30 protein-coding genes are annotated in these 22,538 nt (G+C 51.7%); 28 read left to right on the top strand and 2 right to left on the bottom strand.

What is annotated here, in order from left to right:
• The first annotated feature begins 25 nt into the window (after nt 1-25).
• The 6 genes from DEP07_RS19730 (at nt 26) to DEP07_RS19705 (ending at nt 3,072) form a co-directional block, all read left to right on the top strand.
• Entirely contained in the window at nt 26-337 is a 312-nt protein-coding gene (locus DEP07_RS19730) for a YbaB/EbfC family nucleoid-associated protein (protein ID WP_063230366.1), read from the top strand.
• 28 nt (nt 338-365) lie between these two features.
• Nucleotides 366-962 (top strand): recombination mediator RecR, encoded by a 597-nt coding sequence (gene recR / locus DEP07_RS19725; protein WP_005830525.1) that lies wholly within the window; start codon nt 366-368, stop codon nt 960-962.
• A gap of 67 nt (nt 963-1,029) precedes the next feature.
• Nucleotides 1,030-1,524: an SRPBCC family protein gene (locus tag DEP07_RS19720; protein WP_122966044.1), complete on the top strand. Its 495-nt coding sequence runs from the start codon at nt 1,030-1,032 to the stop codon at nt 1,522-1,524.
• Between the two features lie 50 nt (nt 1,525-1,574).
• The gene (locus DEP07_RS19715) at nt 1,575-2,549 is read left to right on the top strand and encodes a CPBP family intramembrane glutamic endopeptidase (protein WP_173599724.1); all 975 of its coding nucleotides are present in this window, start codon (nt 1,575-1,577) and stop codon (nt 2,547-2,549) included.
• A gap of 13 nt (nt 2,550-2,562) precedes the next feature.
• The gene (locus DEP07_RS19710; RefSeq protein WP_063230301.1) at nt 2,563-2,793 is read left to right on the top strand and encodes a DUF2508 family protein; all 231 of its coding nucleotides are present in this window, start codon (nt 2,563-2,565) and stop codon (nt 2,791-2,793) included.
• A 12-nt stretch (nt 2,794-2,805) separates the two neighbouring features.
• Nucleotides 2,806-3,072 carry a pro-sigmaK processing inhibitor BofA family protein gene (locus tag DEP07_RS19705; RefSeq protein ID WP_063230302.1) on the top strand — a complete coding sequence of 89 codons (267 nt, stop codon included), beginning with the start codon at nt 2,806-2,808 and terminating at the stop codon, nt 3,070-3,072.
• 9 nt (nt 3,073-3,081) lie between these two features.
• On the opposite strand, the gene DEP07_RS19700 is transcribed toward DEP07_RS19705, so the two are convergent.
• On the bottom strand, nt 3,082-3,609 hold the full coding sequence (locus DEP07_RS19700; protein ID WP_173598008.1) for a hypothetical protein: 528 nt from the start codon (nt 3,607-3,609) through the stop codon (nt 3,082-3,084).
• Between the two features lie 69 nt (nt 3,610-3,678).
• Here DEP07_RS19700 and DEP07_RS19695 point away from each other — a divergent pair, with 69 nt between their 5' ends.
• The 13 genes from DEP07_RS19695 to rsmI all read left to right on the top strand — a co-directional run bounded on the left by DEP07_RS19695 (nt 3,679) and on the right by rsmI (nt 12,654).
• Nucleotides 3,679-3,864 carry a hypothetical protein gene (locus tag DEP07_RS19695; RefSeq protein ID WP_173599725.1) on the top strand — a complete coding sequence of 62 codons (186 nt, stop codon included), beginning with the start codon at nt 3,679-3,681 and terminating at the stop codon, nt 3,862-3,864.
• Entirely contained in the window at nt 3,846-4,868 is a 1,023-nt protein-coding gene (locus DEP07_RS19690) for a hypothetical protein (RefSeq protein ID WP_287102919.1), read from the top strand. Before DEP07_RS19695 ends, DEP07_RS19690 begins: the two co-directional genes overlap by 19 nt.
• Nucleotides 4,869-4,928: 60 nt before the next feature.
• Nucleotides 4,929-5,111 carry a sigma factor G inhibitor Gin gene (locus DEP07_RS19685; protein WP_005830511.1) on the top strand — a complete coding sequence of 61 codons (183 nt, stop codon included), beginning with the start codon at nt 4,929-4,931 and terminating at the stop codon, nt 5,109-5,111.
• Between the two features lie 129 nt (nt 5,112-5,240).
• Nucleotides 5,241-6,713, top strand: coding sequence for an aminotransferase class I/II-fold pyridoxal phosphate-dependent enzyme (locus DEP07_RS19680; protein ID WP_122966040.1), 1,473 nt, complete (start codon nt 5,241-5,243; stop codon nt 6,711-6,713).
• Nucleotides 6,714-6,760: 47 nt separating this feature from the next.
• Nucleotides 6,761-7,402 carry a dTMP kinase gene (tmk, locus tag DEP07_RS19675; protein WP_287102918.1) on the top strand — a complete coding sequence of 214 codons (642 nt, stop codon included), beginning with the start codon at nt 6,761-6,763 and terminating at the stop codon, nt 7,400-7,402.
• 128 nt (nt 7,403-7,530) lie between these two features.
• Nucleotides 7,531-7,860: a cyclic-di-AMP receptor gene (locus DEP07_RS19670; RefSeq protein WP_007719896.1), complete on the top strand. Its 330-nt coding sequence runs from the start codon at nt 7,531-7,533 to the stop codon at nt 7,858-7,860.
• A 137-nt stretch (nt 7,861-7,997) separates the two neighbouring features.
• Nucleotides 7,998-8,444, top strand: a complete 447-nt coding sequence (locus tag DEP07_RS19665) for a YaaR family protein (protein WP_122966038.1) — start codon at nt 7,998-8,000, stop codon at nt 8,442-8,444.
• Nucleotides 8,445-8,460: 16 nt separating this feature from the next.
• Complete coding sequence (gene holB / locus DEP07_RS19660) at nt 8,461-9,441, top strand: DNA polymerase III subunit delta' (RefSeq protein WP_063230308.1); 981 nt, start codon at nt 8,461-8,463, stop codon at nt 9,439-9,441.
• Nucleotides 9,442-9,444: 3 nt separating this feature from the next.
• Nucleotides 9,445-10,260: a PSP1 domain-containing protein gene (locus DEP07_RS19655; RefSeq protein WP_063230309.1), complete on the top strand. Its 816-nt coding sequence runs from the start codon at nt 9,445-9,447 to the stop codon at nt 10,258-10,260.
• 28 nt (nt 10,261-10,288) lie between these two features.
• Entirely contained in the window at nt 10,289-10,660 is a 372-nt protein-coding gene (gene yabA, locus DEP07_RS19650) for a DNA replication initiation control protein YabA (RefSeq protein WP_122966037.1), read from the top strand.
• A gap of 95 nt (nt 10,661-10,755) precedes the next feature.
• Complete coding sequence (locus tag DEP07_RS19645) at nt 10,756-11,523, top strand: tRNA1(Val) (adenine(37)-N6)-methyltransferase (RefSeq protein WP_173599729.1); 768 nt, start codon at nt 10,756-10,758, stop codon at nt 11,521-11,523.
• Nucleotides 11,459-11,773, top strand: coding sequence for a GIY-YIG nuclease family protein (locus DEP07_RS19640; protein WP_173599730.1), 315 nt, complete (start codon nt 11,459-11,461; stop codon nt 11,771-11,773). The genes DEP07_RS19645 and DEP07_RS19640 overlap by 65 nt, the downstream gene beginning before the upstream one ends.
• On the top strand, nt 11,770-12,654 hold the full coding sequence (gene rsmI, locus DEP07_RS19635) for a 16S rRNA (cytidine(1402)-2'-O)-methyltransferase (protein WP_173598010.1): 885 nt from the start codon (nt 11,770-11,772) through the stop codon (nt 12,652-12,654). The genes DEP07_RS19640 and rsmI overlap by 4 nt, the downstream gene beginning before the upstream one ends.
• Before the next feature lie 115 nt (nt 12,655-12,769).
• Here rsmI and DEP07_RS19630 read toward each other — a convergent pair whose 3' ends face one another.
• Complete coding sequence (locus DEP07_RS19630) at nt 12,770-13,021, bottom strand: AbrB/MazE/SpoVT family DNA-binding domain-containing protein (RefSeq protein WP_007776347.1); 252 nt, start codon at nt 13,019-13,021, stop codon at nt 12,770-12,772.
• 742 nt (nt 13,022-13,763) lie between these two features.
• Here DEP07_RS19630 and metG point away from each other — a divergent pair.
• The 9 genes from metG to purR all read left to right on the top strand — a co-directional run bounded on the left by metG (nt 13,764) and on the right by purR (nt 22,536).
• Complete coding sequence (gene metG / locus DEP07_RS19625) at nt 13,764-15,788, top strand: methionine--tRNA ligase (protein WP_287102917.1); 2,025 nt, start codon at nt 13,764-13,766, stop codon at nt 15,786-15,788.
• Between the two features lie 27 nt (nt 15,789-15,815).
• Entirely contained in the window at nt 15,816-16,586 is a 771-nt protein-coding gene (locus tag DEP07_RS19620; RefSeq protein ID WP_063230315.1) for a TatD family hydrolase, read from the top strand.
• A 366-nt stretch (nt 16,587-16,952) separates the two neighbouring features.
• Nucleotides 16,953-18,047: a 3D domain-containing protein gene (locus DEP07_RS19615; protein ID WP_173599732.1), complete on the top strand. Its 1,095-nt coding sequence runs from the start codon at nt 16,953-16,955 to the stop codon at nt 18,045-18,047.
• Between the two features lie 176 nt (nt 18,048-18,223).
• Nucleotides 18,224-18,772, top strand: coding sequence for a ribonuclease M5 (gene rnmV, locus DEP07_RS19610; protein ID WP_063230317.1), 549 nt, complete (start codon nt 18,224-18,226; stop codon nt 18,770-18,772).
• 3 nt (nt 18,773-18,775) lie between these two features.
• Nucleotides 18,776-19,672: a 16S rRNA (adenine(1518)-N(6)/adenine(1519)-N(6))-dimethyltransferase RsmA gene (rsmA, locus tag DEP07_RS19605; protein WP_242773324.1), complete on the top strand. Its 897-nt coding sequence runs from the start codon at nt 18,776-18,778 to the stop codon at nt 19,670-19,672.
• Nucleotides 19,673-19,963: 291 nt separating this feature from the next.
• On the top strand, nt 19,964-20,236 hold the full coding sequence (gene veg, locus DEP07_RS19600) for a biofilm formation stimulator Veg (protein WP_122966031.1): 273 nt from the start codon (nt 19,964-19,966) through the stop codon (nt 20,234-20,236).
• A 119-nt stretch (nt 20,237-20,355) separates the two neighbouring features.
• The gene (locus DEP07_RS19595) at nt 20,356-20,535 is read left to right on the top strand and encodes a small, acid-soluble spore protein, alpha/beta type (protein WP_063230319.1); all 180 of its coding nucleotides are present in this window, start codon (nt 20,356-20,358) and stop codon (nt 20,533-20,535) included.
• Nucleotides 20,536-20,768: 233 nt separating this feature from the next.
• Complete coding sequence (gene ispE, locus DEP07_RS19590; protein WP_063230320.1) at nt 20,769-21,647, top strand: 4-(cytidine 5'-diphospho)-2-C-methyl-D-erythritol kinase; 879 nt, start codon at nt 20,769-20,771, stop codon at nt 21,645-21,647.
• Between the two features lie 55 nt (nt 21,648-21,702).
• The gene (gene purR, locus DEP07_RS19585) at nt 21,703-22,536 is read left to right on the top strand and encodes a pur operon repressor (protein ID WP_063230321.1); all 834 of its coding nucleotides are present in this window, start codon (nt 21,703-21,705) and stop codon (nt 22,534-22,536) included.
• Nucleotides 22,537-22,538: the final 2 nt, after the last annotated feature.

Genomic DNA, 22,538 nt, shown 5'->3' with positions numbered 1-22,538 from the left:
CAGGGAGGACACCTCAATGAAAAACATGCAGCAAATGCAACAAATGATGAAGCAAGTGAAGAAAATGCAGGAAGAAATGCAAAAAACGCAAGAAGCTTTGAAAGATAGAATCGTGGAAGGCTCTGCTGGCGGCGGCGCGGTTGTCGTCAAGGCTGACGGACACAAGCAAGTACGAGACATCGTAATCAAGCCAGAAGTGGTTGATCCGGAAGACGTGGAAATGCTGCAAGACCTGGTGCTGACAGCGGTAAACGACGCGCTGCGCAAGGCAGACGAAATGATGGGTAAAGAAATGGGCAAATTCACCGGAGGCATGAACATCCCGGGCCTGTTCTAAAATCGGGCAGGAAAAGAGGAATTACGCGATGTTCTATCCAGAACCGGTTTCCAAGCTGATCGAAGGTTTTATGAAACTGCCCGGCATTGGTCCGAAGACCGCTGGGCGGCTTGCCTTTTTTGTACTGAACATGAAAGAGGACGACGTGCTTGATCTGGCAAAAGCGCTGGTCAACGCAAAGCGCCAGCTTCATTACTGCTCCGTCTGCAACAATATTACCGACCTTGATCCGTGCCATATTTGCCGGGACAAGCGTCGGGATGGCTCGATCATTTGCGTGGTTCAGGAACCGCGCGATGTCGTCGCGATGGAAAAGACGAAAGAGTTCGAAGGCTACTATCACGTGTTGCACGGTGCTATCTCGCCAATGGACGGGATCGGGCCGGAAGATATCCGCATTCCTGACCTGCTCAAGCGCCTTGGCGATGAACAGGTGAAGGAAGTCATCCTGGCGACCAACCCGAACATCGAAGGGGAAGCGACCGCCATGTACATATCTCGTTTGATCAAACCGTTTGGCATTCGCGTGACGCGCATTGCTCACGGCTTGCCAGTGGGCGGAGATTTGGAGTATGCGGACGAAGTGACCTTGAGCAAAGCGTTGGAAGGCAGACGCGATCTATAGAGCGAAAAAGAAGACGGGGGAAATGCCTGTCTTTTTTTTCGTTTAAGAGACAAGAGGGGGAGCAAGGATGCCCGTCATTCGCATGGAGTTTACGATTCAGGCACCGCAACAGATTTGTTTTGATGCGGCGAGAAGCATTGATTTACATATGGAGTCCACCGCGCGTACACGCGAAAAGGCGATTGGCGGAGTGACCAGCGGTTTGATCAAGCTGGGAGAGTCGGTTACATGGGAAGCCGTTCATTTTGGCATCAAGCAAAATTTGACCGCCAAGATTACCGAGATGGAAGAACCGCGCTATTTTGTCGATGAGATGGTGAAGGGCGCGTTTAAACGTTTCCGACATACGCATGAGTTTGTGGTGCTCGGGGAACATTCGACAAAAATGCTGGACATTTTCGACTATTCTTCTCCTTTTGGCATCGTGGGAAAGGTGTTTGACTGGTTGGTACTGGAAGCGTACATGACTCGCTTTTTGCGGACACGAAATGAATACATCAAAGAGGTTGCCGAGGCGAAGGCGCAGGAGTTGCAGCACATCGCAAAGAAATCGCAGGAGTGACGGACTTTTTTTCGTGGACGAGACATAGAGTGAAGTAGGAGTGTGAGGAAATGCTGACAGGACCAGGACTGTCGCTTGCGAGTTGGGCTGGGCGACAAAAGTCCACTCCGTGGGCGATCATGCTATTCATCGGGTATTGGCTGATGTTTGCGGCCGAGTTTTCCATGATTCGGTTTCATCTCGGGGAGGACGGAAAGTGGGTTGCTTCTACTACAGATGTGCCCGAGGCGTGGATGGGATTGGTCGTCTTCGCAGTGGCAGCGCTTAGCCTCGTCGGAGCGATCGGTTATATGTACAGTCTCACCCGCGAGAGCAAGCAGACTTTGTGGTTATGGGGAAATCACGATCTGACAGGCAATGATGTGGTGCACATCGTGGCGTGGATGCACGTATTCCAAACCATTGTGCTGGTTGTGTACGGGTTGGTGCTGGAGGACACGCTGTTTGCGGTAGGGACGGTTGCAGGCACGCTGGAATCGGCTGTCTTTCAATTGTTTCTGCTGATCCTGATCCCGCTCTGGTTTCGCGGCAGGCTAGGGGAAATCGGGGTACGTCGTCCTGTCCGGATCAAGCAGATGCTCGTCTTGCTGCTGTTGCTCTTTTTATTGATTGCACTGCTTTTGGACGTGGTGGTGACTAATCCGATAGCCGATTGGTTTGGGCTTTCCTTGTCATCGGAGCGAGAGCAACAAATCGAAAAAGAGATTGTGACGGCAAAAGATACGGATATGCTCGCGGCGGTGGCATCGCTTGTGGTCATTGGGATCATGGTTCCGATTGCGGAGGAGATTCTGTTTCGGGGCGTGATTCAGACTTATCTGGTTCGGCGCATAGGTGCCGTGGCCGGGATTATTCTCAGCAGTCTCTGGTTCGCCCTTTTGCATATTGATGTGGCATTGTTTGCGCCTCTGTTCGTCATCGGATTGGGTCTGGGGTTTGTGCGACACCGTTACCAATCCATCTGGGGAGCGGTTGTGCTGCATGCGGTCAATAACATGATGGGGGTTTTGTACTACTTTAACTGAGGAGGATTTGCAGGTGAGCAGGTGGGGAAAAAAAGAACGGGTTGTCATCGACTGGGATGCCGAGAGTCTGGATGTAGCGGTAAATCAGGCTCGTGAGGATTGGCAGCACGCCCGCCATCTTGTCGAAATCAGCGAGCCGGATGGCGGTCTGGAGGATGTCATCTATTATCTGCACGTTACCGAAAAGCGGTACATGTACTTGCTGGCGCAGGCAAAACGAGAGCGCCATCGCAAGCACGCGTAGGAGGGGGCGTTCATGGCTACGGGATGGATCATTGCACTGATTATTGTCGGGATTTTACTTTTGACAGCGGCAAGCAAGTCAGTGGCTACTCCCATCAGATGGATTGGTTTTGGCGTCATGCAAGTCGTCATTGGTGCCATTCTTTTGTTTTTTACCAATCTGGTTGGCGAGCTGGCCAGCTTCCATATTCCGATCAACCCGGTCACAGCTTTGGTCGCCGGATTTCTCCGCCTGCCAGGACTCGCTGCGCTGATTGTCATCAAGCTATGGATCATGTGAACGGATTGATCAACCGTCTGTCTTCAAAAAGGCAACTCCGCGATTCTCGTATTTAACCCGGCTCCAACCAGGCTGACGCAACGAGGCGATCAAGGCGATCAGGCGCGGCAGTGATACGACGACCACGCCGCCGAGCAACGTAAGTCCATAGCCCGCCGACAGCCAGACGAATGCTCCCGCAGCCAGAAGTGCGGTGCCGACCAATACGGTACTTTCGCTGGCTCGATAAACAGATAACGGAACGGGAAGCACGTAGCCAGCCCCCCACCATGGTGAGACGAGCATGTCAGCGGTTGTCTGAGGTTTTTGCGAGCGCAGCTGGGCGTAGAGCCGAAAAATGATCAAATGGCAGATCGGAATGACAGGCAGGATCGCCAATGTGACGACAAGCGAGGCCACAGGTACTTGCAACAGCATGGAGCTGCCGATCAGGGACAGGCCAATCAGCAAAAGCTGAAGCAAATAGCCGATAAGCCCCCAGCGAAATCGGTAAAGCAGCTTGTAGCTGTAGATCGTATGTTGGGCTTGTCCCTTCATAGAAGTCACATCCTTCGCAGTTCTTTGTCTATTATCGCACAGTCTCCAATCGGGAGAAAGTTGCACCTTATGCAAAAAAAGCCGTTGGTCCGCGCCAAGACTGACGGCTTTTTCGCATGTCCGGCTGGCGGCGATTGTTGCGAAAATGTGATGGACTTGCGGTTTATGGGCAACGATAAAAAGGAACGAAATGGAATCGGCATAAGACTTTTGCCCAAGAAAGCGGGGGAGGAGATGTGCGAGAGCAGCGAATGACGTTATGGGCCGCGTCTGAACAAATCGTGCGCAGCTTGGGCGGTTCTCTGCGCGAATGCGGGATCGATTTGGCATCTGAGCAAACAGGACTTCCGCCAGAAGGCGTCGACGGATTTCTTGTAACCGGGCATGACGATTACAACAAGCTGCGGGCAGCGGGTAGAACAAGCATGCGTCAGCAAAACGATGCGGACCTGTTGGTGATATACGGGGATGAGGCGCCATATGCCTGGGCGGATGAGCTGGCGTTGTCGAGCGAGGCTGGTGATGATGCGAGGAAATGGGAAGTAATCCGCTTGGCATTGTGGTCGGGCAACGAGCGCGCTTTGATCGGGGGAGATCCGTCCGGCAAGCATATGCGCCTGGTTTGCCGACTGCTTGCCGAATACGGCAAAGTGTCCATGATTTGCGGCCGCCGGGAAGTAGATGAAGCGATTCGTCAGCTGCCGCGTTATTTGGCGTGGAAAGAACGCTTTTATTGGGAGCTGGGCGAGTGGTGCGATACCCGGCAAGTCTCGCTCAGGCAAGTGTCGCGAGCTTTAGGTTTGGATACGCGGATCGGGCAGGGCTGGCTTTTTGCGGAGCGTCGGGATCACTCGCATGTTTGCAAATGGCTTGAGCGGGAATGCCAGCTCGTTCTGGAAAAGGCGAAGGTCAGGCGAGTAGCGCTGATCGGTTCAAACGCTTTGTGGGACAAGATGCCCCAAGGCTGGCTGGCGAAAATGGACGTAGCTGTCTACACCGGAGCGGACGGGCAATATCCGAACGAGGTACACCCCGACTGGCTGCACGGCGATTCGTGGAACGCCGTATTGCAGGATGCCGATTTGCTGGTGATCGGAGACAGGCTCGGTATTGTGGACGAGCTTTCCCTGCAAGAAGTGGCGAAGGTGATGCGCCAGTCGTTGGTCGTGGACGCGGCATCCTGTTTTCCAACCCAGGAAGCCCAGCTTTTTTTCAAAGGTTACCGAGCTATCGGCGAAAAGACGAACGTTTGGGAATGATGCGGATTATAATGGGGTATAATGGTTGGTAGATTGAGGAAAAGGGCAGGCGTTTGCACTATGGAAAAAGTTGCTCAGCGATGTATCGTCTGTGAACAGGAGCAGAACGACGGGATCGCCATTTGTGAGCAGTTTATTTGTCAAAAATGCGAACAGGAAATGGTAAATACCGACGTCCAGGACGAAAAGTATCCGTTCTTTATCCACCAGATGAGACGAATTTGGCTGCGAAAAGATGCGTGACGGAAAAAGGCATCGGCATCCCCGGTGTCTTTTTTCATTTGCCAAAAAGCTTGGCGAATTTCCGTTTTCCTCATGTCAAATCATGCTAAAATAATGGGTAATATTCATGACAAAGGACGTGAGTCGCGCGTGCTTATGAGAGACGCTGAATTTCGGGAGCGACAAAAGCGTGCGCCCCTGTATGAACAGCTGGAACGGCACGCCAAGCATCGCCCGCATCCGTTTCATGTGCCTGGGCACAAAATGGGCCACAGCTTTGACAGCCACGCCAAACATCGTTTTCAATCCGTATTGGAGCTTGATTTGACTGAAATTAGCGGGACCGATGATTTGCACCAGCCTCAAGGCGTGATTGCGGAAGCACAGTCTTTGGCTGCGGAAGCTTTCGGTGCGGAAGAGTCGAAGTTTTTGATTGGCGGCAGCACAGTCGGGAATCTTGCCCTGATCATGACGGTATGCCGACCGGGTGACAAAATTCTCGTGCAGCGGAATTGCCATAAATCGGTTTATCACGGGATCATCATGGCCAGAGCGGAGCCGATTTTTCTGGTGCCTGCCGTGGATTTGGCAACAGGTGTTGCCGCCGGGGTCAGGCGCGAGGATGTCGAGCGTGCCCTACAGACACATCCGGATGCCAAGGCAGTCTTTTTGACGAATCCGACCTATTACGGCATGGGCATCGACTTGGCGAAAATGGCGGCTACGGTGCATCGGCACGACATTCCGCTTTTGATTGACGAGGCGCATGGTGCCCACTTTGGCTTTCATCCGGCTTTTCCTCGCTCGGCGATGCAGTCGGGTGCGGACGCTGCCGTACAATCCACACATAAAATGGCTTCGGCCATGACGATGTCCTCCATGCTGCATCTGCAAGGCGGGCGAATAGACAGGGAACGATTGTATCGGCATCTAGCCATGCTCCAGTCGTCCAGCCCTTCGTACATATTGATGGCTTCGCTCGATCTGGCCCGGCGTCACCTGGCGCTTGAAGCTTGTGAAGAATGGGAGCGACTGCTGCCGCTACTGGACAAGCTCCGGGAGAGAACAGGCAAGCTGGAATGGCTGGAATGGCCGCAGCTTTCTGCGAACTGCGTATATGCGACGTTTGATCCTTTGAAGCTGTTTTTGCACTTGCGCACGGGACAGACGAGCGGATTTGCGTTGCAGGAATTAATGGAAAGACATGGAATCTTTCCGGAGTTGGCTGATGATTCTCACGTACTGCTGGCAGCATCGGCAGGAACGACTCATAAAGACTTGGAAGCCTTGGCCCGGTTGCTGGAATCGCTCTCGCCCCAGGTCGAAGCGGAAGCGGAGCGGATTCTTTTGCACGGCGTTGTCTCCTCGCACTATTTGCGCAAGCAGGCTGTGCCGATGCACGAAGCGGTTGACCGCCCGCGGGAGACGATTCCGCTCGAACAGGCAACGGGACGAATCGTGGCCGAGATGGTCATTCCTTATCCTCCAGGTATTCCGGTACTCGTTCCGGGTGAGCGAATGGATGAGGAAGGATTGGAAATGCTCGCCGAGTTGCGGCGGGGGCGCACTCGCTTTCACGGGGTGCAGGACGATCGTTTGCATACCATCCAGGTGTTGCGTTAGTTACAGATAGGAAGCAAGTGGCCTGCTACAACAGGTGCGGAAGGAGCATGCAAGTGACAACAGGAACAAAAGGCCGTTTTATTACTGTCGAAGGTGGCGAAGGGGCGGGCAAATCGACTGTCATTGCCAAGCTGTACGAGGAATTGCAGGCGCGTGGCGTGGATGTGCTGTTGACACGCGAGCCGGGCGGTATCGATATTGCGGAAAAAATTCGGGAGATCATCCTGAATCCGGCGCATACGCAAATGGACGAGAGAACGGAAGCATTGCTGTACGCCGCAGCGAGACGCCAGCATTTGGCTGAAAAAGTGTTGCCTGCCTTGCAAGCCGGCAAGCTCGTACTTTGCGATCGCTTTATCGACAGCAGTCTTGCTTATCAAGGCCATGCAAGAGGGCTTGGCATAGAGGCAGTCTATGAGATCAACCGCTTCGCCGTCGGTGACTGCATGCCGGAACTGACGCTGTTTTTCGATATACGTCCCGAGGTTGGACTGGCGAGAATCAACAAGGCGCGCGGCAGAGAAGTCAATCGGCTCGATCTGGAAGGAATCCGCTTCCACCAGCTGGTAAGAGAAGGGTATCAGCTTGTCATGGAAAAAGACTCCGATCGCTTCGTCGTCATTAATGCCGAGCAGCCGATGGAGCAGGTGTACGAATCGGCATTGCGCGTATTGCTGGACAGATTGTAAGGTTCGCAGTACCGCATGTACAGGTACATACTGTATAATATGTTTAGGCGAAATAGCGTACCAAGCCTACATGATTTTCATACAATAAAGCACGTGCGGGATAATTCTTGCGGAAAGGGTGATAGCCGATGAAAATGGTAGTTGCGGTCGTCCAGGACAAAGATAGTGGTCGTCTGTCTCAACAACTGGTAAAGAAAGGGTTTCGCGCGACGAAGCTCGCCAGTACCGGCAGTTTTTTGCGAGCTGGCAACACAACGTTTTTGATCGGTACGTCTGACGAAAGCGTGCCGGAAGTAATCGACATCATTGCACACAACTGCAAATCCCGCAAGCAAATGGTCACTCCTGTTTCCCCTCTCAGCAATGCAGTGGATTCGTTCATGCCTTACCCGCTGGAGGTACAGGTAGGCGGAGCCGCCGTGTTTGTACTGGATGTAGGAGAGTTCCACTCTTTTTGACATATGATGCGCAAAAGTGAAGAGCATCCTCATTCTCATCTGCAGGTTAGTTCATGCTCTCTTTTTTCGCCGCTTTCGTTTATACTTGATGTAACGGGGGGTTTATCCCCTACTGATCGGGCCTGTGGGGTGGCGAGATGAAAATCGGCGATGGGCTTAGACCTAAGCTGGACATGATAAAAACGGCAGATTCACGTAGAAATCCTCAGCTCGAAAAGCTGAATTTTGGCACGATGGTGCAAGGAGAAGACGAGCGCATGTCCCAGGAGCTGATCAATCGGCTGCTCGGCGACATCGACAGGATGGGGCAAGTTCTTGCCAGATCGCGCTCTGTTCGCGATTTTTATGCATATAAAAACCTCGTCAAGCAATTCATGGAGGAAGCCGTCAAATACGGGGTTGCCCTGGATGACAGACGAGGAATCAATCGGCGAGGCCGCAGCAGGCTGTACAAAATCGTCAAGCAGGTCGATGAGGAGCTTTTGCGTCTGACAGATGAGCTTTTGAGCGACCAGGCGCCGACGATTGATTTGTTGGCCCGGATTGGCGAAATCCGCGGCATGCTGATCAACTTGTATTTTTAGTGGGTGTGAAACCATTATGACATGGACCCGTTTTTCCCAGCAGCCGAGAGCTTCCGAGCTGCTGTATCATAGCCTGCTCAACAACAGATTGGCACACGCCTATTTATTGGCTGGTCCCAAAGGAGCGGGTAAAAAGCAGATGGCCCTGCATCTGGCGAAGTCCCTTTTTTGTCCGGAAAGGGAAGCGGACGCCTGCGGGGCCTGTCTTACATGCAGGCGGATTGAAGGGGGAAACCACCCCGACGTCCTGTTTATTACACCTGATGGAGCTTCTATTAAAATCGACCAGATTCGCGCGCTGCAAAAAGAAATGGCCATGCGTGCGGTAGAGTCCAAGCACAAGGTGTACATCATCGAACACGTCGACAAAATGACGACGCAAGCTTCCAACAGCCTGCTGAAGTTTTTGGAGGAACCGCCGGCTGGTGTACTGGCCTTGCTTCTGACGGAACATAGCCACTCGATCCTCCCGACGATTTTATCCCGGTGCCAAATCGTGCAATTCTCTCCACTTTCTGCCGAAGCCATTGCGGCACAGCTGCGGTCAGACGGCATTTCCGCCGGGATGGCGCAGATTGCCTCCCACATTACGACAAATGTGGAAGAGGCCAAGGCACTCAGCCAATCAGAATCGTTTGCACAGCTAAGAAATCTAGTGATACAATTGAGCCATGAGTGCAAACAGCGTAATTCGTCTGCGCTCTTCACCATCCATGATATGTTGCAAAAGAGCGACAAAATCAAAGAGGAACTACCCCTCTTTTTAGATTTGCTCATCCTTTGGCTGCGCGATATCCTGTATGTGCAAGTAGGCAGGCATGCCCATCTCATTAACAGCGACCAACAGGATGTGCTGCAAGGACAAGCACTGGTATGGACAAAAGCTGAGCTCTTGCACGGGATAGATTTGGTCATGGATACGAAAAATCGGATAGAGCGAAACGCCAACGCACAGTTGGCTCTTGAGCGGTTGGTTCTTCAATTCCAGGAGGGATAACCCTTGTATGAGGTTGTTGGGGTCCGTTTTAAAAAAGCGGGCAAAATATATTACTTCGACCCTGACCGACTGCCGATAGAGAAAGATTGCACTGTAATCGTCGAAACGGCGAGAGGGGTCGAATATGGCAAGGTCGTCATCGGCAAAAAGGAAGTCGCTGAGTCCGATGTGGTGCTGCCGTTGAAAAAGGTCATTCGCATGGCTGACGATAAAGACGCTAAGCAGGTTGATGAAAACAAGCAAGCTGCGAAAAACGCCTTTTCCGTGTGCCAGACGAAGATCAAGGAGCACAAGCTCGATATGAAGCTAGTCGATGTGGAATACACATTTGACCGCAACAAGATCATTTTTTATTTTACCGCTGACGGCAGGGTTGATTTCCGCGAGCTGGTAAAAGACCTCGCTTCCGTGTTTCGCACCCGCATTGAACTGCGTCAGATTGGCGTGCGCGACGAAGCAAAAATGCTTGGCGGCATTGGTCCCTGTGGCAGGCTGCTGTGCTGTTCGACATTCCTCGGCGATTTCGAGCCAGTTTCGATCAAAATGGCCAAGGATCAAAACCTTTCGTTGAATCCAGCAAAAATCTCCGGTCTGTGCGGCCGTTTGATGTGCTGTTTAAAATACGAGAATGACAACTACGAAAGCACGCGTGATGAAATGCCGGATGTCGGCAAGGTGGTCACTACCCCGATGGGAAATGGACGAGTCGTTTCTGTTAACGTACTGGATCAGTCCGTTCAGGTGGAGCTTTCGATCGACAAACGCATCACGGAATTTGGATTGGATGAGATTGCGATAGGGCTCCCCACCTATGAATAAAGTGTGGGGGTAGGGGAGAGGTGAGCTAGTGGACAAACGGGAAATCTTCGTCAAGATGGCGAGCATTGAAGAACGAATTGGGGACCTGTACAAAGAGATCGGTGAGTTGAAAGACGTCATCGTTGTTTTGATGGAGGAAAATGCCCAATTACTCGTTGAAAACCAGCATCTTCGCAACCGACTGGACAAGAAAAAGACTGGCTCCCAGGCAAAACAAAAAGGAACAAGCATTGTTGCCAAGGAGAAAGCCAAAAAGGCCGTGGTCGGGGAAGGGTATGACAACCTTGCTCGTCTGTATGCGGAAGGGTTTCATATCTGCAATGTGCATTTCGGCAGTTTGCGTAAAGAAGGGGATTGCCTGTTCTGTCTCTCGTTTTTGAGCGGCGGCCCTCAAAAATAAAGGTGACGAGCGATCACCGTATGGAGAAAGCGACCTGTGCCACGTGTCAGGTCGCTTTTTCCAAGACAAGGACAAAAAGGAGTAGGAAATAAAGGATGGAACCTGTCACCAACGTGCCGCTCTACGATGCGGAGCGCATTGACGATTTATTGACACACGAAATGAAAATCATCCAGAGCCACGAGGTGTTCTGTTTTTCCATGGATGCTGTGCTGCTTGCGCGGTTTGCATCGGTGCCAAAGCGCGGCAGGGTGCTTGATATGTGTACGGGCAACGGGGCGATTCCGTTGATCATGACGACAAGGACGCCGGAAGCTCATTTTGATGGAATCGAAATTCAGCCGCGCTTGTACGACATGGCGAGTCGAAACGTACAGTTGAACGGGCTTACAGAACGGATCGAGATGTACCATGGAGACGTCAAAGAGGCTGTTGCCCATTACGGTCACGGCAAATTCGATCTGATTACGTGCAATCCGCCATATATGCCTGCGACGAGTGGCGAGAAAAACACCAGCGAACACTTTGCGATCGCCCGTCATGAAATTTTGCTCTCGCTGGAAGATGTCATCCGGGTCGGCAGCCAGCTGTTGAAAAACGGCGGCAAGCTCGCACTCGTCCATCGTTCGACGCGACTGATTGATATCATTTCCTTGATGCGTCAATACGGAATTGAGCCGAAGCGGATGCGCCTGGTTTATCCGCGCAGGGATGCGGAGCCGAATATGGTACTAATCGAAGGAATGCGGGGCGGAAAGCCGGAGCTGAGGATTCAACCGCCATTGATTGTCTATGAGAATGGTGAGGAATACTGTGAGGAACTTCAGGAAATTTATTTCGGCAGAAGAGATTCCCTCGCATAAGAGCCACTTTGTCTACATGCTTTCCTGCGCAGACGGTTCCTTGTATACCGGCTATACGACGGAGCTGCTGCGCCGACTGGCGAAGCACCAGGAGGGAAAAGGCGCGAAGTATACCAGAGGACGCGGGCCGTTGGCGCTTGTCTTTTGGGAAGAGGGGCCTGACCGTTCATGGGGCTTGAAGCGGGAGGAAGCGATCAAACGGCTGAATCGCAAGCAAAAAGAAGACTTGATTGGAGGGACGCCGCAATGAATATACAGCGCAGCTTTGCGCAGGAGGAAACAGGTGTCCTGTATTTGGTGGCTACGCCAATTGGCAACCTCGATGACATCACGGTCCGGTGCTTGGAAACACTGCGCGCGGTCGACGTGATTGCCTGTGAAGATACGCGGCAAACAAGGAAGCTGCTGAACCATTTTCAGATCGAGAAGCGCACAGTGAGCTATCACGAGCATAATAAGGAAGCAAGCGGTCAAGGGCTGTTGCAATGGTTGGCAGAAGGAAAGCGAATTGCCTTGGTGAGCGACGCCGGACTGCCGGCTATCTCCGATCCGGGGGCAGACCTTGTGCGCGATGCAGTCGCCGCCGGGTATCCTGTCGTTCCGGTGCCAGGTGCCAATGCCGCACTGACAGCTTTGATTGCTTCGGGACTGCCTACAGACCGTTTTGTTTTTTGCGGATTCATCGGGCGGGAAAACAAGGAGCGGCGCGAGGAGCTGGAACGGCTCAAGCGTTATCCGGAGACGTTGATTTTTTACGAAGCTCCGCATCGGATTGCAAAGACGATTGCCGCGATGCAGGAAGCGTGGGGCAACCGCCGGGCTGTTTTGGCTCGGGAGCTGACCAAGCGCTACGAAGAGTTTGTTCGCGGCACTTTTGACGAACTGCTGGAATGGCTGGACAGCGGGGAAGTGCGCGGGGAATTTTGCGTCATTGTCGAAGGCTACACAGGCGCTGTCGAAACAGAGGAAGCTGTTGACTGGTGGCAGCAAATGAGCGTCGTTGGGCATGTCGACCATTACTGCGAGCAGGGCCTGAGCAAAAAAGAAGCAATCAAGCAGGCGGCTGATGACCGCGGCTTGCCCAAACGGGACGTTTACAACGAGTACCATCGCGATCAGGAAGCGGAATAAGGAGCTGGCCTTAGCAGGTCGGCTTTTTTCTTTTGCTCAGAAAACACAAATAGCCTTCGCATAGCTTGTCCCTGTGCGAAGGCTATTTGTATGTAAATCGGTTTTTTATCAAAAATTAGCGTTTTACAACTGGCATCTCAGTCAGGCAATCTTGGCAAACGATTTTACCTTTAAAATGAGATACTTTATCAGCGTTTCCACAGAAGATGCAAGCAGGCTCGTATTTTTTCAGGATGATGCGCTCACCATCTACGTAAATTTCCAAAGCGTCTTTTTCGGCAATACCGAGTGTGCGGCGCAATTCGATTGGAATAACGACACGACCCAATTCATCTACTTTACGAACAATCCCCGTTGATTTCATCATTGTAAATTCTCCTCCTAAAAATTCATATGTCGATGCTATTGTTAAACGCTCATCATTAATCGTCAATATTCGACATTTTCTGTTGGGATTATCATACCAGCGATTCCCAAAGGTGTCAACATGATTTTGACAAATCTTTGAAAACCAAAGTGTTTTTTGAAAATAAGAAAGTTGATATATCAGCGTTTTGTAGGAAACTGGAAAGTGTATGGAAATTTTTATGGATAAAATTTACTGGGATTAATGCATGTCGAAACAGTCACTTTATGTCGAATGAAACCGCGCCTATTCGACAAAAAAGCCTACTTCTCTCTGCTTTCCCTTTTCCTTACATTTGAAAATAATTCGGGAAAGATGGTGCTGGCTGGATGTTTACAAAACAGGTCGGTCGTGTACAATAGAGGATAAATGAGGGAATGCACAGCAAAAGCAAACGACCATGATGGGAAGAGTAAGCCGATCCTCCTTATTCCAGAGAGCCGGGGCAGCTGAAAGCCGGTATAAGCGAGCAAGCCGAACATGGACCCAGAGTCTTGCAGATGAACAGCCGCGACCAAACCGTCGCGCCCAGTAGTCTGTGACGTTGACCCGCGTTAAGGGTAGAGTCTGTTTTGGACTCACCAAGTTCGTTTTCCGCGAGGGAGACGGAGCATTTGGGTGGTACCGCGAGTTAGAGCTCGCCCCAATTTTTTGGGGTGGGCTTTTCTATTTTTCTACATGTTATTAGGAGGGGCTAGGTTGCATGAAACCAACATACTACATCACCACACCGATTTATTATCCAAGCAATAAGCTGCACATCGGAAATGCCTACACGACAATTGCTTGCGATGCACTGGCGCGCTACAAACGTTTGCGCGGCTACGACGTCTACTACCTAACAGGTACGGACGAGCACGGTCAAAAGCTACAGGAGCGCGCGGCCGAAGATGGCAAGCAGCCATTGGAATTTATCGATCCTGTCGTAGACTGGATTCGCGACCTGTGGCAGAAGCTCGACATCTCGTACGATGATTTCATCCGTACGACACAGCCGCGCCACAAAGAAGTCGTGCAAAAAGTGTTCCAGCGTCTGCTTGACCAAGGCGATATTTACCTCGGCGAGTACGAAGGCTACTATTGCGTACCAGACGAGGCGTTCTGGACAGAAACCCAATGTAAAACCGACAAGGGCTACATTTGTCCGGATTGCGGCCGCGAAGTGAAGAAGGTCAAGGAGAAAAACTACTTCTTCCGCATGTCGAAGTATCAGGACAGACTGCTCGCGCACATTGAAGCGAACCCTGACTTCATTCAACCGGAGAGTCGCCGCAACGAGATGGTCAACAACTTCCTGAAGCCTGGACTCCAGGACTTGTCCGTATCCCGCAGCACATTTGACTGGGGAATTAAAGTGCCGAGCGATCCTGAACATGTGATTTACGTCTGGATTGACGCGTTGACCAACTACATTTCTGCTCTTGGCTACTTGTCTGACGACGACAGCAAATATCGCCGTTTCTGGCCTGCCAACGTCCATATGGTCGGAAAAGACATTTTGCGCTTCCATACGATCTACTGGCCGATTTTGCTGATGGCGCTCGATGTTCCGCTGCCGAAACAAATTTTCGGTCATGGCTGGCTGTTGATGCCGGATGGAAAAATGTCCAAGTCGAAAGGAAATGTTATCGATCCCAAGCTGCTGATTGACCGTTACGGCTCCGATGGCGTTCGCTACTTCCTGTTGCGTGAAATCAACTTCGGGCAGGACGGCATTTTCACACCGGAATCGTTCGTACAGCGCCTGAACTACGATCTGGCAAACGATATCGGCAACTTGCTCAGCCGCACCGCTACCATGATCGAGAAATACTTCGAAGGCGTAGTTCCAGCTCCGCAAGATGCTGGCGAACCGGATGACAGCCTGATCAGCCTCGCGATGAAAACGAAGGCGCTGGTCGAGGAGCATATGGAAGAAATGCGTTTCTCCAATGCGCTTGCCCACATCTGGGAACTGGTGGGCCGCACGAACAAATACATCGACGAAACCATGCCGTGGAACCTGGCAAAATCGGAAGAAACCAAAGGACGTCTGGCGACAGTCATGTACAACCTCGCGGAAAGCATTCGCATCAGTTCCGTGCTGATTCAACCGTTCATGACCAAGGCGCCTGCGAAAATTTGGGACCAACTCGGCATTTTGGGCAACGAACAGGCGACAAGCTGGGAATCGGCTGGCGTATGGGGCGGATTGCCTGCCGGCAGCATCGTGAGCCGCAAAGAGCTTTTGTTCCCGCGTCTGGACGTGCAGGCTGAGCTGGCTTTCATTGACGATTCGACAGCAGAAGCACGCCGCCAAGCAGAGGAAAACAAGAAAAAACAAGACGCTTTGAAAGGGGAAGCACCTGTGAACGAAACAACGGCAAACCAGGCGGAAGCGACAGAAAAACCAGCGGATGCCAAAGAAGAAATCGGTATCGACGATTTTGGCAAAGTAGAACTGCGTGTTGCGCAAGTAGTGGAATGTGCGAAGCACCCGAACGCCGACAAACTGCTGATTTTGCAACTGGATCTCGGCTATGAAAAGCGCCAAGTCGTTTCCGGTATCGCGAAATACTACACGCCGGAAGACATGGTCGGCAAAAAAGTAATCCTCGTAGCCAATCTGAAGCCTGTGAAACTGCGCGGAGAGCTGTCGCAGGGCATGATTTTGGCAGCGTCCGCAGGCGATCAGCTGACGCTTGCGACAGTAGATCCGAGCATGCCGAACGGAGCGATTGTGAAGTAACGAGGGGCAGGAAAGGAAGAACCTATTTTGCTATTTGAGACACATGCGCACCTGAATGCAAAAGAATTTGATGAGGATCGCGAGGAAGTCATCGCCCGCGCGCGGGAAAACGGCGTCAGCACGATCGTGAACATCGGATTCAACGCAGAAACCATCCCGACTTGCATGGATCTGGCGAAAAACCACGATTTCATATACGCAGTCATCGGCTGGCATCCCCAGGACGCCAAAGACATGACCGACGAGCATTTGGAGTGGATCGAGGAGTTGAGCCGCGATCCGAAGGTAGTGGGGCTGGGCGAAATGGGCCTGGACTATTACTGGGATACGTCGCCAAAAGACGTGCAGGCAGAAGTATTCCGCAAGCAAATTCGTTTGGCGCGGAAGCTCGACATGCCGATCATCATCCACAATCGCGACGCGCACCAGGATGTTTTGACGATCCTGAAAGAAGAAAAGGCAGCAGAGGTCGGAGGGATCATGCACTGCTTCTCCGGCAGCTGGGAGACGGCGAAGCTGGCGCTGGACATGAACTTTTACATTTCATTCGGCGGCCCGCTGACCTTTAAAAATGCGAAGCAGCCAAAAGAAGTAGCAGCCCAAGTACCGCTCGACAAGCTGTTGATAGAAACAGACTGCCCGTACCTGACCCCTCATCCGTTCCGCGGTAAGCGAAATGAGAGTGGATACGTGCGTTACGTCTGCGAGGAAATGGCGAACATTCGCGGCTTGTCTTACGAAGAAATGGCCCAAATCACCACAGAAAATGCAAGACGACTGTTTCGCCTCCAGCCGTAAAAAACAGCAAGCCAAAACGGGAGATCACGCCATATCACGTGATTTCCCGTTTTTTTGTGCTGCGATCTGTTGTTCTACTCGTTTTTTGCGGCGCATACCTTGAACAATGTGTCGAACGATTATTGTCCATCCGACAAAGCTTCTCGACAGAAATCTGCTACCATTCGCCATCTGATTTTGCTAGTCTGTTAGCATTATCGCTTCGGCCAGGGGAGGGTAAATTTGACAAAGGGAAAAAAGTAACTTACAATCAAAGCCGACCTTGTTAAGTACAGACCACTTCCAGAATATTGGTGCAATTACATCGACCCTTACCTGGCTAGACAGGAGAAGCCTCGTGCTTTTCTAGGAAAAGGAGTGTGGGAAATGGAGTTACGCGCGATATGGGAAAAGTATAAGCATTCGGGGCTTGTCGTTTTCGGCATCCTTGCTCTTGTGCTCGTTCCCATGGTTGGCTATTTCTCTGCCCAGGCTACCCAGCCAAAACAGGTCACTTTTTCGTTGGACGGAGAAAGCCAGACGGTAGCTACCAAAGCTAGTACCGTACAGCAGTTCTTGACCGAGCGAAACATTACGGTAACGGAAAAGGATTCCCTTCAACCAACACCTGAGACGAAGCTATCAGACGGAGCATTGATCACTTTACATACAGCCTGGTCCATTCCGGTCCAGGTTGACGGGCAGACTAAAACGATACAGACACTTAGTCGGGATGTTGCTGGCGTGTTGAAGGACAGCGGCATTGCGCTGGGTGAAAAGGACCGGGTAGAGCCGGCCCTGACCGCCTCGCTGACGAAGGACGCTTCGATTACAATCAAGCGCGTAGTCGAGCAGACAGTCAAAGTCGAGGAACGGGTTGCTTTTCAGGAAATACGCAAGAACGATCCGGCATTAACCAAGGGTAAGTCCCGTGTACTGCAAAACGGGCAAGAGGGTAAGGCAATTGCACACTACAAGCTGGTCATGGAAGACGGAAAGGAGGTCTCCCGTGAACTGGTGACAAGAGATGTGCTTGTGCCAAAGAAGGACCAAGTGGTGGCCGTCGGAACAGCAGCTCCTTCGCTGCAAAACAACGATCCATCGCAAAGGGTCTTGGTCGCTTCAGCGGGAATGATCTCGCGTGGTGGGAAAGTATTCAGGCCGAAAAAAGTGCTGAACGGGGTTACTTTGACTGCCTATTCTCCTTCAGGGGGAGGCAAGCATCCTAGCTCGCCAGGCTATGGACGTACGGCGACAGGCGTCAAAGCAAAGGCAGGCCACACGATCGCAGTAGACCCAAAAGTCATTCCATATGGCTGGTGGGTGTATATTGAGGGCGTAGGGTATCGCCGGGCAGAAGACACAGGCGGCGCCATGCGCGGCGGAAAAATTGACGTGTTTGTGAGCACAGAGCCAGAAGCCGTTCAATTTGGTCGCAAGCGCAACAAAACCGTCTATATAATCGGGCCGCAGAAACCATAGGACAGGAGCAGACCGCTCCTGTCTTTGTCTTTGGCGTTTTGCGAATAGACATGATAAGCTGTTTGATAGTTAGACGGTTTCAGGCGAGGATTCGTTTCGGCATTTCCAGGCTTTTTGCCTGATTTTTTTGGAACACTACTAGCAAAAGCGACATTGTACGAAAGTAGGAGTACGTCATGAAAATAAAAGAGGTCATCGTCGTGGAGGGGAGAGACGACACCGCTGCCATCAAGCGTGCAGTGAACGCTGACACGATTGAAACGGGTGGTTCCGCCATCCATGCCAGAACGATAGAAAAAATCCGGCTGGCGCAGCAGAAGCGCGGCGTCATTATTTTTACAGACCCCGATTACCAGGGGGAGCGCATTCGCAAGATCATCAGTCGTTCCGTACCGGGCTGCAAGCACGCCTTCATTACGCAGGAGGACGGTATGAAAAAAGGCGACATCGGGGTGGAGAACGCCACGCCGGAAGTGATTGTTCGCGCGCTGTCGGAAGTCCGGACAGAGATGGCGGAAACAGCCGGAGAGATTACCTCCGATGATTTGCTGGAAAATGGACTCACGTCGGGAAGCGATGCCAAGGAGCGGAGAATCAAGCTTGGGGAAGCTTTGGGGATCGGTTACGCCAACGCCAAGCAAATGCTGCAACGGCTGAATGCTTTTCAAATCACTCGCGCGGAATTTAAAGCGGCTGTAGAAGCCATCGATAAAGAGAGGGAGTAAGCAATGACGCAAGCAGCAGGCAAGGATATTGCCACACCTACGCGAACAAAAGAAATCCTGGAGAAGTACGGCTTCTCCTTCAAGAAGAGTTTGGGCCAAAATTTCCTCGTAGACACCAACATTTTGCACAATATCGTGGACGAAGCTGATCTGACGAAGGAAAAAGGCGCGATTGAAATCGGCCCGGGGATTGGCGCTTTGACCGAACAATTGGGACGAGCAGCAGGGAAGGTCATGGCGATTGAAATCGACCAGCGGCTTTTGCCCATTTTGCAGGACACGCTGTCGCCCTACGACAATATCGAGGTCGTGCATGGCGACGTGCTGGAGCTTGATTTGCGTTCCCTCATTACAGAGAAGCTGGCTGGGGTCGAGAAGCTGAGCGTCGTAGCCAATCTGCCTTACTATGTGACGACGCCGATTTTGATGAAGCTGCTGGAAGAGAGACTGCCTCTGGAGAACATCGTGGTCATGATTCAAAAAGAAGTGGCTGAGAGAATTGCTGCCAAGCCAGGCACGAAAGACTACGGCTCTCTTTCTGTCGCGGCGCAGTTTTATGCGGAAACAGAAGTCGCGATGATCGTTCCAGCCAGCGTGTTTATTCCTCGTCCTAACGTCGATTCTGCCGTCATCAGGCTCAAAGTCAGGGAGCGTCCGCCAGTTGAAGTGGACGACCAGGATGTGTTTTTCCGGGTGGTGCGCTGCTCGTTCGCCCAACGGCGCAAGACCTTGTTGAACAACCTGATGAACGGTCTGTTTCTAAAAACACAGAAGGATGAAGTAATACAGATGCTTTCTGACATCGGGATTGAACCGACCCGCCGCGGCGAAACCCTCAGTATCGAGGAGTTCGCCCGCCTAGCCAACGAAGGCTTGCGGCGCGGCCTTATTGGGCAATAAGACAAACTTTTACCCTCGTTTTTGGACGGAAAAAGCCAAAGACGGGGGTTTTTTGTCGATGAATGCAAGAAAAATGCGGGAAATAAAGGCCGGGCTATTATCGGCAAGCCTTGCTACAGCAAGGTTTTTGCGCATTGTGGACATACTGTTGGAGAGCAGGTGACAAATATCTGATAATTTGCTGAAAAAAACCCCGTTGACAAAATATCTACAGGGTTGCTATAATTTTTTATTTCTTTGACAAAATATAATTGAGCTGTTATAATAGATGTAAGCGAGGTGGATGGAACAATGGCAAGAAACGCGTTACTTGACATTAAACGCAGTTTAGACGGGCACATTGGTGAACGCATCCTTCTGAAGGCCAATGGAGGTCGCCGTAAAACCGTCGAACGAAGTGGCATCCTCGAAGAAACATACCCATCTGTGTTTGTGGTAAAGCTTGACGACGATCAACTCTTTGAGCGGGTCTCCTACAGCTATGCCGACATCTTGACGGAAACAGTAGAGTTGACGGTGTGCCGCGATAACGAGCACATCCGCATCACATTTGTACAACAGTAGAGCCCTTCTGGGTTCTACTGTTTTATTTTTGCTATCAAAAGGTTGTAAATATTTGGGCGCGAAGATGAAAAAGCTGGACTTGGAGCACACTATACCTGTCAACGGGAAGGGAGGATGCTATGGGTCGCAGACGAGGAATGATGTCAGAGCAGTTCAAGATGGAACTCGCCAAGGAGCTTGGCTTTTACGATACGGTAAAGGCGGAGGGCTGGGGAGGCATCACGACGCGTGACGCGGGAAACATGGTGAAGCGAGCTGTACAGCTTGCCGAGGAAGCACTGGCTGCCAGACGGTCATAAGCGCTGGCAGGACGCGAGCGGACACATCCCATCTCAGGAATACAATCATACAAACTCGTTGACAAGGCCGGGACCTCCCGGCTTTTCTCATGCCGAAAAACACTGCTGAATTTTCGAAATAACCGCAATGATCTCGATCCTATTCTTTTTGGGGTATCAACTGGCAGGGGAGAGATTGGCTATGCTACAATAAGAGACTAGGAAATTTAGTATAGTAGGCAGAGGTGAACAACGTGCGTATCTCGGTCAAAGCTCCGGCCAAAATCAATCTGACTCTCGATGTGCTTGCCAAACGGCCGGACGGTTATCACGAAGTGGAAATGGTGATGACTACCGTCGACTTGGCAGATCGTGTAGACTTGACTCTGCGCGAAGATGGTGAGATTACGCTGGACTGCTCTGCCAGCTTCGTACCGGATGATATCCGCAATCATGCTTATAAAGCGGCAGTGCTCTTAAAAGAACGCTATCAGGTGCGCCAGGGCGTACGGTTGTATATAGACAAACAAATCCCGGTTGCGGCCGGACTTGCTGGCGGCAGCAGTGATGCCGCGGCGACGTTGCGCGGTTTGAACCAGCTGTGGAATCTCGGATTGAGCTTGGATGAACTGGCGGAGATTGGCGCAGAAATCGGTTCTGACGTCCCTTTTTGCGTCTATGGCGGAACTGCGCTGGCAAAAGGGCGCGGGGAGCAAATCACGCATTTGGGAACGCCGGCCCCTTGCTGGGTGATTTTGGCCAAGCCGCCGATCGGTGTGTCCACTCCTGATGTGTACGGGAACTTGCGTGTCGACAAAATCGACAATCATCCTGACACCAGGCAGATGCTTCAAGCTATCTCAGAGCAAGACTTTTCATTAATGTGCCAGTCGCTCGGAAATGTGTTGGAAAACGTCACGCTCTCCCTTTATCCGCAAGTGCGGCAAATCAAGGAGCTGATGATCGCGTCCGGAGCGGACGGTGTCTTGATGTCCGGCAGCGGTCCTACGGTGTTTGCCCTCGTGCAAAAGGAAGCGAAAGTACATAGGATTTACAATGCACTCAGAGGTTTTGTCAAAGATGTGTTTGTTGTCCGAATGTTAGGCTCCCAAGATGGGGAAATACTTGCATGAACACGTATAAAAATGATACATTAGCAGCATAATATTCGGTTTTGGAGGAAGAGCCATGAAGAAATTGCGCAGAAGTGCGCGTCTGGTTGACATGACGCAGCACTTGCTTGCCCATCCCCATACGCTGACTCCTCTCACTCTGTTTGCGGAACAATACGGCGCAGCGAAATCATCCATCAGTGAAGACTTGTCGATCATCAAGGAAGCGTTTGAGGTCCAGGGTGTAGGGCAGCTCAAGACGGTGGCGGGTGCGGCAGGCGGAGTGAAGTATATTCCCCAGGTAAAAACGGAAGAGGCCCTTCACTTCATGCGCGAACTGATCGAGCAATTGGCCAATCCGGAAAGACTTTTGCCAGGTGGATACCTGTACATGTCCGACATTCTCGGCAACCCGGCGACTATGGCGAAGATCGGCAAGCTTTTTGCCACTGCTTACGCTGACAAAAACGTCGATGTGGTCATGACAGTGGAGACAAAAGGAATCCCTCTCGCATACGCGACGGCCATGTTTTTGAATGTGCCTGTCGTCATTGTGCGTCGCGACAACAAGGTGACGGAAGGTTCTGTGGTAAGCATCAATTACGTATCCGGTTCCAGTAAGCGGATTCAGACGATGTCTCTCGCTCGCCGCGGCTTGGCCGAGCAGTCCCGCGTCCTGATCGTGGACGACTTCATGAAGGCTGGCGGCACGCTGCGCGGCATGATCGATCTGCTTCAAGAGTTCCGCGCGACTGTTGTTGGTTGCGGCGTGCTGGTCGAAACGACAGCAGATGTGTCCGAGCGATTGGTTGATGAGTATGTGTCTCTTGCCAAACTGCAAGATGTCGACTTCAAGGGCAAGCAGATTGAAATTGAGCTAGGCAGTTTTTTTGAAAATAGAGGGGAGTAGAT

The sequence above is a fragment of the Brevibacillus sp. genome (assembly GCF_003521185.1).
Classification (GTDB): domain Bacteria; phylum Bacillota; class Bacilli; order Brevibacillales; family Brevibacillaceae; genus Brevibacillus; species Brevibacillus parabrevis.
The sequence above is the reverse complement of the archived record's forward strand: the minus strand, read 5'-3'. Positions and strand labels throughout refer to the sequence as shown.

Excerpts from the sequence above, each read along its gene's own strand:
- DEP07_RS19730 (WP_063230366.1), top strand. The coding sequence starts at position 26 with ATGCAGCAAATGCAACAAATGATGAAGCAAGTGAAGAAAATGCAGGAA.
- recR (WP_005830525.1), top strand. The coding sequence starts at position 366 with ATGTTCTATCCAGAACCGGTTTCCAAGCTGATCGAAGGTTTTATGAAA.
- DEP07_RS19720 (WP_122966044.1), top strand. The coding sequence starts at position 1,030 with ATGCCCGTCATTCGCATGGAGTTTACGATTCAGGCACCGCAACAGATT.
- DEP07_RS19715 (WP_173599724.1), top strand. The coding sequence starts at position 1,575 with ATGCTGACAGGACCAGGACTGTCGCTTGCGAGTTGGGCTGGGCGACAA.
- DEP07_RS19705 (WP_063230302.1), top strand. The coding sequence starts at position 2,806 with ATGGCTACGGGATGGATCATTGCACTGATTATTGTCGGGATTTTACTT.
- DEP07_RS19700 (WP_173598008.1), bottom strand. The coding sequence starts at position 3,609 with ATGAAGGGACAAGCCCAACATACGATCTACAGCTACAAGCTGCTTTAC.
- DEP07_RS19695 (WP_173599725.1), top strand. The coding sequence starts at position 3,679 with ATGCAAAAAAAGCCGTTGGTCCGCGCCAAGACTGACGGCTTTTTCGCA.
- DEP07_RS19685 (WP_005830511.1), top strand. The coding sequence starts at position 4,929 with ATGGAAAAAGTTGCTCAGCGATGTATCGTCTGTGAACAGGAGCAGAAC.
- tmk (WP_287102918.1), top strand. The coding sequence starts at position 6,761 with ATGCAAGTGACAACAGGAACAAAAGGCCGTTTTATTACTGTCGAAGGT.
- DEP07_RS19670 (WP_007719896.1), top strand. The coding sequence starts at position 7,531 with ATGAAAATGGTAGTTGCGGTCGTCCAGGACAAAGATAGTGGTCGTCTG.
- DEP07_RS19665 (WP_122966038.1), top strand. The coding sequence starts at position 7,998 with ATGAAAATCGGCGATGGGCTTAGACCTAAGCTGGACATGATAAAAACG.
- holB (WP_063230308.1), top strand. The coding sequence starts at position 8,461 with ATGACATGGACCCGTTTTTCCCAGCAGCCGAGAGCTTCCGAGCTGCTG.
- DEP07_RS19645 (WP_173599729.1), top strand. The coding sequence starts at position 10,756 with ATGGAACCTGTCACCAACGTGCCGCTCTACGATGCGGAGCGCATTGAC.
- DEP07_RS19640 (WP_173599730.1), top strand. The coding sequence starts at position 11,459 with ATGGTGAGGAATACTGTGAGGAACTTCAGGAAATTTATTTCGGCAGAA.
- rsmI (WP_173598010.1), top strand. The coding sequence starts at position 11,770 with ATGAATATACAGCGCAGCTTTGCGCAGGAGGAAACAGGTGTCCTGTAT.
- DEP07_RS19630 (WP_007776347.1), bottom strand. The coding sequence starts at position 13,021 with ATGATGAAATCAACGGGGATTGTTCGTAAAGTAGATGAATTGGGTCGT.
- metG (WP_287102917.1), top strand. The coding sequence starts at position 13,764 with ATGAAACCAACATACTACATCACCACACCGATTTATTATCCAAGCAAT.
- DEP07_RS19615 (WP_173599732.1), top strand. The coding sequence starts at position 16,953 with ATGGAGTTACGCGCGATATGGGAAAAGTATAAGCATTCGGGGCTTGTC.
- rnmV (WP_063230317.1), top strand. The coding sequence starts at position 18,224 with ATGAAAATAAAAGAGGTCATCGTCGTGGAGGGGAGAGACGACACCGCT.
- rsmA (WP_242773324.1), top strand. The coding sequence starts at position 18,776 with ATGACGCAAGCAGCAGGCAAGGATATTGCCACACCTACGCGAACAAAA.
- veg (WP_122966031.1), top strand. The coding sequence starts at position 19,964 with ATGGCAAGAAACGCGTTACTTGACATTAAACGCAGTTTAGACGGGCAC.
- DEP07_RS19595 (WP_063230319.1), top strand. The coding sequence starts at position 20,356 with ATGGGTCGCAGACGAGGAATGATGTCAGAGCAGTTCAAGATGGAACTC.
- purR (WP_063230321.1), top strand. The coding sequence starts at position 21,703 with ATGAAGAAATTGCGCAGAAGTGCGCGTCTGGTTGACATGACGCAGCAC.